Genomic DNA, 5,381 nt, shown 5'->3' on the forward strand with positions numbered 1-5,381 from the left:
GTCAATGCCTTCTCTTCCGCTGTCATCGTAAGTCCCGTTGTTTGACCGAGTAGGATTTTCTCCATCTTGTTAAGCGACCTGACAATCATTCCATTTTGGTATTCAAAACCTTGCCCTTGCATATAAGCAATCGAATCTTTGAATGTAGTCTTAAAACATCCTTCCTGCGTCGCTCCCTTTTCCGCCATACAAAGCGTTCGATGTTCCACGCTCTTTTTCGCGGAACTTCCTGTTCCGACGAAAAAACTTCGGCCATCCCTGGCCTTCGTCACCGCGAGAAACATCTCTCTTGCTTTTAAGAGAAGAGACACTTTATCTATATTTTGTTGGGCGCCTCGCATCTTTTCTTTTCCAGTTCCTCTTTTTTGTTAAACGACCACGCTCTTCGCTTCAATCTTCGCCTTTTTGGTTGTGCGAAGGATTTCCGCTTCGATCGTTGACGCGGGGGTTGGTTTTTATATAACAATTTTCATTATTTTTCGCTTTGTTCAATTTAATGTAAATTTCGTTCAATAACATAGTTTTTGCGAGCCTCAACACAATCATTTTCCTGGCATTTGCTTTTCAAGCAAATCCCCAGCAGTCTGTTCATTATCCTTTGCTCTTACAAAATAAATTCCAGCAGGGTCTGTAAAATAAGATATTTTCCCAGGTACACCTACTACGTTAATATGATTTTTATCAATACTAATGAATGTCAACTTATCAACCAATTGATGATAACGACGATGAGGACCGACAAACTTGCAAGTTTTTACATCACATATGAGTTTATCATATTCTTCTAAAAAAGCTTCCGGTCCAACAGAGTACCAAAGTTTTATATTTTTATCACTCTTTTTTACTTTAAAGTAAAATTTCATTCCAATTGGAATATCATCATCTTCAGTAAGGTCAACTTTTATCCACATACCCTCAATAAACGTTTTATTTGAAATTTGAGCTTCGCCATAAGACTCAATATATTTACAGCCACTTACATAGGTCGCAAGAAAATATATCCAAATTAAATAACATAACTTTCTCATAATTTTATTTATTCGTCTCCGGATTTACAGATTGCTGAAGTGTCGAGTCAGTAAAAACGCCATAATGAAAATGAGGGTTCACTTGTTGCTTAACGCCATCTTTAACAAAATATCCACTATTACCCGATAAACCAATTCTATCTCCGGTTTTTACTGGATCACCTTGATTAAAATTTGTTGCACTCAAATGCGCGTATACTTGAGCCCCTTGACTATTTTCAACGATTATATAATTACCCCAGCTTTCAGAATACCCAACCTTTTTTATTGTACCACTAATAGTTACTGGGACAGGTGTTCCAATAGGCACAGGAGAATCAATCCCATAGTGATATGGTGAGTCAGTATAATCTCTCGGTCCATATTCAGAATTAATCTCAGGAAAAGGAATAATAGCTCCATTTTCGTTCTTATAAACAGGTAAACTGTTTGGTGCTTGAATTATCTCATGACCCATAAACGCACCAATCAAGTTTCTGTTGATAATATTTCCTGCTTCTGTCTTTGCATTTCTGTCCCATTCGGATTTCATTATATCTAATTCTGTCTTTAATTTGGCTTTTGTTTCAGCATCAAGATTGCGGTCATCTATGTATTTTTGTGCAGTTGGCTTATCTTGCAAGACAAAGGTTTTTGCCATTTCTCTTTCTTCACTTGAAATCTTATATGTAGGACTATCACCTGTAGGATTAGGATTTGATGAATCACTTACACCTAATGCATTAAACAGTTTATCAAAAAGTTTTGCTATCGGATGACTATTCAGATTTGATACTCCTGCCTCACTTGCATTCACATCATCCCCGTAAGCTGCTCTAATTCTATCATTCCAAGCTTCGATAGAATTCGGATCATGGTAGTTTCCATCAGAGCCAAGTATTCCATCATCAGGTATTGGTTTCGATAGAACATCCTCTCCATCCGGCACGGGCAATCCCGCATCATCCTCGCCATCCTCTCTTCTCCGAGCAGGAACCTCAACGACTTGCCCCCGAACGGGAGGCGTAGATCCGTTGCCTGTTCCACCACCTAATCCCATATAAGCGAGTGCTCCCCCAAAGAATGTCCCCACACTCGCCAGTGCGGCAATCGCCAATGTCTCAGGATTGACCTCTCCATTGATCCGATCCAGTGCCGCTTCTCTCTGATCACGACTCATCGCAGCGATTTCCGCATCTGTTTTTCCGGAATCCCTTAACTGCTTGTACTCAGCGGCAGCATTGATCTCACCCAATATACGATTCCTCTCTGTAGGTGACAAACTGTCCGGGTCGGAAATTCCATTCGCTTCTAATATTTCATTCTCTCTTAGAGTTTTTCCCCGATCTTGCGCCAAATTAATGTTTTGCTCCGACCAGTTCATCTCATCCATGTTAAACCCATCAGGTCCATTCGTTGCCAGATTCACACCATTCACTTGTGCGGATGTAGATAAACCGTTCCCGTCTACTGTCGATGTGAGTCCGAGTCCACTATTTGGATCTGTATATCCAACACTTCCAGAAAATCCTCCACCGTTGATGTCATAGTTCGCTCCTACGTTCCAACCCTCTCTCGGACCATTACCAGCGTTGTAATTCGCACCAACCGTAGTCGCTCCGTTAGTTGTGCTACTAGCCGTTAGTTGAAGACCTTTCACCCCGGGAATATTCGCTGATCCTGATATTGTTGTATTTCCTCTTTGAGAGAAACTAATCGATGCGTTCGTTGTGGCACTTCCAATGCCTAGCCTTCCACCCCAGCCAGCTTGTTTGTCGTAACTCACTCCCAAACCAACTGCTGTGTTCTTGAGAAGAGGGGCTTTAATTATGGTTTTGTTGGGCGCCTCGAATGTGTTACACATTTCCAAATTCCTTTCGTTAACCGACCACGCTCTTCGCTCCAATCTTCGCCTTTTTGGTTGTGCGAAGGATTTCCGCTGCGATCGTTTGCGCTGGGAGTGTATATATATTTCGAGCAATGCCGACTCCATAGAATTTGCAACGTTTATCATCAAACACTTCAAATTTGATATAATAATAATACTGAGATTCTCCTTTATTATAATCTTTTTTGTAGTCCTTGTAGCTCGTTATTACATTTCGATAATTAGGCTCATCTGGATTAATGTAATCAAAATTTATATATCTACGACCAAGCATATCGCTAACAGAATATTCTGGTATGCTAAGATTTGGTGAATCTTTATATTCAAATTGATGCGGTTGCTTAGCGGTAATTAAAAGTTCATACCAAAAACCTTTCTTGGCTCTTAGCTGATTTATAAGCTTTCTTTTCTCTACCGAAGAACCTGGCGCATCAATATGAATAAACCTTTCGGAAAGATAAGGTATTAGTTTTTCAACATCTTTATTCAATAGATGATTCAAAACTGCATTTTCACAAGGAGAAAGTTCTTTAAACGCAAATTCACGAACAGGTATATCTTCTTCTTTATGATTAATTTGTTGTATTTTTCTATCTTCACACGATATAAAAACGAAAATTAAAACATGACACAATATAATACTTCTTAATCCCATTTTTTATTCATAGCCTCCAAAAATTCAGCTCGAGTCATATCCTTAGGAAAATTTATATGTGGGTGTGGTCCAGGATTTGGAAATTCTTGGTTCCCAATTGGCCCAACTACTCCAAATGGCTCTCCTGGCTTCAATATGATAGGATTACTTGGACTGGCACTTCTGATATTGTCATTAATATATTGAGTATGAAAAAGCGAGGCTGTTCGCATTTTACCATTGATATCTTTAAATTGAAAATTAATCACAGTTCCTGCTCCATCTTGTTGATGAACACCCGTTACGACAATTGATTGATTTGAAATACCGATCAGATAGTCAGATCGTGATGAATTTTTAACATCAATTGCATTCGGATTCGCATCATTATCTCCTTCATAATGTGGTGCATTTCTTACATCTTTCCAGTAATCTTTAGGCATAGCATATCTTGAGTCACCTTCTGGAAATTTAACATAATATGTGTCCCCCGCATACATAGCCTTCGAGAAATCATTACTTATTTTAATCGGCGTACCATCTTTTCCTAATGGAAACCCTGTATGCTCCATAGGCAAGCCTTGCAAAAGACCCGAAGTATCAGGTCTAGTCCTTCCATCAAACTTGAGTTTGTTCAACTTATCATCAATTGTCGAAGTAAAACCCTCCCTATTGAAAGTTGGGGAATTCATTGAATTTATTATATATCTGAACTGTGCTTCGCTAAGTTCTCCGTTTTTATATTTGAGATAGTATTCACTGGCAAGTTGAATATTTTCCTGACCCCTTATGCTTAATGACGTTGTGTCTGAAACAACTTCACCTGGCTTCACGTTTCCTTCTATAGGATTCGTAGCAGTCACTCCACCAAAAAATAGTGCCATCTGTTCCGCAAAATTAAATCCCCCCGCAGCTTTCAGAGGTTCCGAAACATCCCCCGTCTTAATAATACCATCCTCCGGCACAGGCAATCCCGCATCATCCTCGCCATCCTCTCTTCTCCGAGCAGGAACCTCAACGACTTGCCCTCGGACCGGCGGCGTAGCTCCGTTACTTGTTCCACCACCTAATCCCATATATGCGAGTGCTCCCCCAAAGAATGTCCCCACACTCGCCAGTGCGGCAATTGCCAATGTCTCCGGATTGACCTCTCCATTGATCCGATCCAGTGCCGCCTCTCTCTGATCACGACTCATCGCAGCGATTTCCGCATCTGTTTTTCCGGAATCCCTTAGCTGTTTATACTCAGCGGCAGCGTTAATTTCTCCTAATATACGATTCCTTTCTGTAGGGGACAAACTGTCCGGGTCGGAAATTCCATTTGCTTCTAGCAAAGCATTCTGTTGTAATTTATTTCCTCTGTCTTGCGCCAAATTGATGTTTTGTTCCGACCAGTTCATCTCATCCATATTAAACCCATCTGGCCCATTCGTTGCGAGATTCACACCATTCACTTGTGCGGATGTAGACAAACCATTTCCGTCTACTGTCGATGTAAGTCCGAGCCCACTATTTGGATCTGTATATCCAACACTTCCAGATAATCCTCCACCGTTGATGTCATAGTTCGCTCCTACGTTCCAACCCTCTCTCGGACCATTACCAGCGTTGTAATTCGCACCAACCGTAGTCGATCCGTTGGTAGTACTACCAGCCGTTAGTTGAAGACCTTTCACCCCGGGAATATTCGCTGATCCTGATATTGTCGTATTTCCCCTTTGAGAGAAACTAATCAATGCATTTGTGGTAGCACTTCCGATTCCAAGCCTTCCACCCCAACCAGCTTGTTTGTCGTAACTCACTCCCAAACCAACTGCTGTGTTCTTGAGAAGAGGACCGAGTGTCGATCCCA

Annotated in this window: 5 protein-coding genes; all 5 read right to left on the minus strand. The window is 41.0% G+C overall.

Annotated features, from left to right (window positions below):
• The coding region (locus tag EHS11_RS19690) for a hypothetical protein (protein ID WP_135766105.1) at positions 1 to 341 on the minus strand (341 nt) is incomplete at its 3' end.
• A 201-nt stretch (positions 342 to 542) separates the two neighbouring features.
• On the minus strand, positions 543 to 1,028 hold the full coding sequence (locus tag EHS11_RS19695) for a hypothetical protein (RefSeq protein WP_135766106.1): 486 nt from the start codon (positions 1,026 to 1,028) through the stop codon (positions 543 to 545).
• 4 nt (positions 1,029 to 1,032) lie between these two features.
• Entirely contained in the window at positions 1,033 to 2,871 is a 1,839-nt protein-coding gene (locus EHS11_RS19700) for a M23 family metallopeptidase (protein ID WP_167884513.1), read from the minus strand.
• A gap of 16 nt (positions 2,872 to 2,887) precedes the next feature.
• On the minus strand, positions 2,888 to 3,550 hold the full coding sequence (locus EHS11_RS19930) for a hypothetical protein (RefSeq protein ID WP_167884514.1): 663 nt from the start codon (positions 3,548 to 3,550) through the stop codon (positions 2,888 to 2,890).
• Positions 3,541 to 5,381: hypothetical protein (locus tag EHS11_RS19935; protein WP_167884515.1), on the minus strand; the 1,841-nt coding region annotated here is incomplete at its 5' end. The genes EHS11_RS19935 and EHS11_RS19930, both read right to left, overlap by 10 nt.

It is taken from the genome of Leptospira ilyithenensis (assembly GCF_004771005.1).
In the GTDB taxonomy this organism is placed as follows: Bacteria; Spirochaetota; Leptospiria; order Leptospirales; family Leptospiraceae; genus Leptospira_A; species Leptospira_A ilyithenensis.